The 3,356-nt window shown below is 68.0% G+C and carries 3 protein-coding genes; all 3 read right to left on the reverse strand.

The features are described 5' to 3' along the window. Positions 1–507: hypothetical protein (locus VGF64_16070; GenBank protein ID HEY1636276.1), on the reverse strand; the 507-nt coding region annotated here is incomplete at its 3' end. 240 nt (positions 508–747) lie between these two features. Then, complete coding sequence (gene hypF / locus VGF64_16075; protein HEY1636277.1) at positions 748–3,132, reverse strand: carbamoyltransferase HypF; 2,385 nt, start codon at positions 3,130–3,132, stop codon at positions 748–750. Beyond that, on the reverse strand, positions 3,125–3,356 hold a 232-nt coding region (locus VGF64_16080), incomplete at its 5' end, for a hypothetical protein (GenBank protein HEY1636278.1). The genes hypF and VGF64_16080, both read right to left, overlap by 8 nt.

Genomic DNA, 3,356 nt, shown 5'->3' on the forward strand with positions numbered 1-3,356 from the left:
CAGCGGCTGCACGCGCGCGCTGGTGAACCAGAATGCGGCGATGAAGATCACCAACCAGATGAGGGGGTTCTTGAGTTTGGTGCCGAGAAGGCGAAGGCTATCGAGGTCACCGGCGGTGCGTTCGAAGTGCGGGCGGAGCTCCTCCTGGAGGCCGCGCCGGTCCGCAACCTCCCAGGCCCAGGCGTTGGCCGCGTCCAGGAGGTCGAGGCGACGGGCGTTGTGGTCCCGCATTCGACGAATGAGCTGGTAGTACATGTAGAGATAGAAGAACCCGACAGTGAGGATCCCCCATCCCAGCGCGCTCCAGAAGTTGGCGATGTAATCGGTCTCATGGCGCCGCTGGTACGCCGCGTGGAGGCGCTCGATGGGCGGTACCGTCGGGACGCCGAACCCGCCTGCGGTCGGGGGCGCGGCTGCTGGAGGTGAGCTCTGCCAGGTTGACGCTCCGCTGTCGATTCCGCTGTCGCCGGACTGCCAAGCCTGGCTAGACGACGGGTCGTCGCTCATCGCGCACTCCTCCGCCTCGGGCCGAGTAGAAGGAGTGCTCAAAGGTCCCGACCCGGCGAGGAGGACTTCTGCGCGGTACCGCCCTTCGGCTGATCCGGGATCGCATGCAGTGAGCGCCTTCCCGCCACGTCGACGGATGCACGGGTAAACATCGATGAGCGATAGGGCATGCTACGCCCCTTACCTTCGCCCGCGGACCGATCCTCCCGGTGGTGTCCGAACATGACAGTGCGACGACCATCAGACGACCGGCAATTTTCGTTCGGCGGGACCCGGATCGTCCACGTGCTGGTCGGTGATCCGCTTCGCCGTATCTGCTGAGCCACCGGACCGGCGGCCGGCGTCTCTCGCCCCGGCCACGGCGGCCTGTCCCAGGCTGATGCCGGCGTCGTTGGGCGGGACCCGGGAATGGAGGAGCACACCGAACCCGGCGCGTTCTAGACCAGCCACTGCCCGCCCCAGCAACAGGAGGTTCTGGAACACGCCACCCGAGAGGGCCACTGTCCGCAGGCCGGTCTCGGTGCGGATGACCTCGCAGGCCTTCACGATCGTGGCAGCGACCCCGTTGTGGAAGCGCGCCGCGATGGTCGCCGGTTCCTCACCGGCGCGCAGGTCATCGACGACCGCGCGCACAAGGTCCGCTCCGGCAATACGGAAGGGCCAGCCCCCGCTGATCGTGGCCCGATAGGCGCTGGCCTCATTCGGATCGGCGAGCTGCTCGAGCTCGACAGCCGCCTGACCTTCGTAGTTGACCGTGTCTCTTACGCCCAGGACGGCGGAGACGGCGTCGAACAGACGGCCGGCGCTGGATGTCAGCGGCGAGTTGACCCTCGACCGGGCGAGCTGGACGACGTCGTCCCAGCGAACGCGGTTCCTGCGTACCACGTCGAGATCATCGGGGACTCCGAGCTCGTAGCAGTGGTCGAGAGAAGCCGCCGCCATTCGCCACGGCTCCCTGATGGCTGCCGTGCCTCCAGGCATGGGCACAGGCTCGAGATGCCCGACCCGGTCGAATCCCGCCAAGTCGGCTACGAGGAGCTCGCCTCCCCAGATGGTGCCGTCGGTTCCATAGCCGAGACCGTCAAAGGCGACACCGATGGCAGGTCCACGCTCGCCGTTGTCAGCCAGGCAGGACGCCACGTGGGCGTGGTGGTGCTGTACCCTCTCGAGCTCGACACCATCCAGGTCCAGGGCGTGCTTGGTGGAGAGGTACTCAGGGTGGAGGTCGTGGGCCACGAGCTCAGGGCGCACGTCGAACAGGCGACAGAAGTGCTCGATGCCGTTGGTGAACGACCGCAGGGTCTCGAAGTTCTCGAGGTCCCCGATGTGATGGGAGACGAACGCCCGGCGGTCCTTGCCGACGCAGAAGGTGTTCTTGAGCTCGGCCCCGCACGCGAGCACCGGGCGAGGGAACGACCAGGGCAGCGTCAGCGGCTGGGGAACGTGGCCCCGCGAGCGCCGCAGCAGCAGCTCGCGACCACCGAAGGAACGAGTGACAGAGTCGTCGGTGCGGGTGTGGATCGGCCGGTCGTGCACGAGGAAGCCATCGGCGATAGGTGCCAGCCGAGCGCGTGCGTCGGCGTCGGCGTAGGCGATGGGCTCGTCCGAGACGTTGCCGCTGGTGAGGACGAACGGACGCCCCAGCTGGCGAGCAAGCAGGTGGTGCAAGGGGGTGTACGGCAGCATCACGCCCAGGAATCGGTTCCCGGGAGCGACCGACGGGGCGACCTCCACATCGCTCCGGCGGCTCAGCAGCACGATCGGTCGCGTGAAGCTGGCCAGGAGAGCCTCCTCGGCTGTCCCGACGAGGCAGAGCCGGCGGGCTTGCTCGATGTCGGCGGTCATCACGGCGAACGGCTTGTCCTCCCTGTGCTTGCGGGAGCGCAGGGCCGCCACGGCATCGTCGTCGTCGGCTGCGGCGGCAAGGTGGTAGCCGCCGAGTCCCTTGATGGCAAGGACCGCTCCACTTCGCAGGAGGGTTGCGGCCGTCTCCAGTGCGTCGCCGTCGACTGCGCGCGCGTCTCCGTCGAGCATCCGTAGGGTCGGTCCGCACGCCGGACAGCAGAGCGGCTGGGCGTGGAAGCGCCGGTCTCCCGGATCTAGGTACTCGCGGGCGCATTCGGCACACATGGCGAAGCCCGCCATCGTGGTGAACGGCCGGTCGTAGGGCACGTCCGTCACGATCGTGAACCGGGGCCCGCAGTTCGTGCAGTTGACGAAGGCGTAGCGATGCCGGCGGTCAGCCGGGTCGAACAGTTCCCTCAGGCACTCATCACAGGTGGCGGTGTCGGGCGCGATGAGGGTCTGGCGTTCACCACCGCCGGCACTTTCCACGATCGAGAACCCGACCTGCCCGGTCGGTTCCACCCGGTGAGCGGTCACCCGCTCGACCAGGGCGAGTGGAGGGGTCTGCGCCCGCAGCGACTCGCTGAACCGGGCCACAGCGGCCGGACTCCCCTCGACCTCCACGAAGACGCCTGTCGTGTCGTTGCCGACGATCCCCGCCAGATCCAGCTCATTTGCCAGCGCATGCACGAAGGGTCGGAACCCCACTCCCTGCACGATCCCATCGACAAGGATTCGCGTCCGTATCCGGCGGGCCCCGGGACCGCCCGCCTCAGCCATCCTCAGTGGACCGTCGGGGTCCCAGGGCTCGCTGCGTCAGCGCCCACAGCACGTGATATGTCGTGGTCTGGGCCTCCTGGATGCGGTGCACCGACGACGCGGGGATCACGAACAGGTAGTCGACAGTGCCGGCCTCCCTCATTCTCCCCCCGTCGTAGCCGGCGAGCCCGATCGTCAGGAGACCGCGACGGCGGGCCTCGGCGAAGCCGGCGAGCACGTTCTCT

The organism is Acidimicrobiales bacterium (assembly GCA_036491125.1).
Lineage (GTDB): Bacteria > Actinomycetota > Acidimicrobiia > Acidimicrobiales > AC-9 > AC-9.

Excerpts from the sequence above, each read along its gene's own strand:
- hypF (HEY1636277.1), bottom strand. The coding sequence starts at position 3,132 with ATGGCTGAGGCGGGCGGTCCCGGGGCCCGCCGGATACGGACGCGAATC.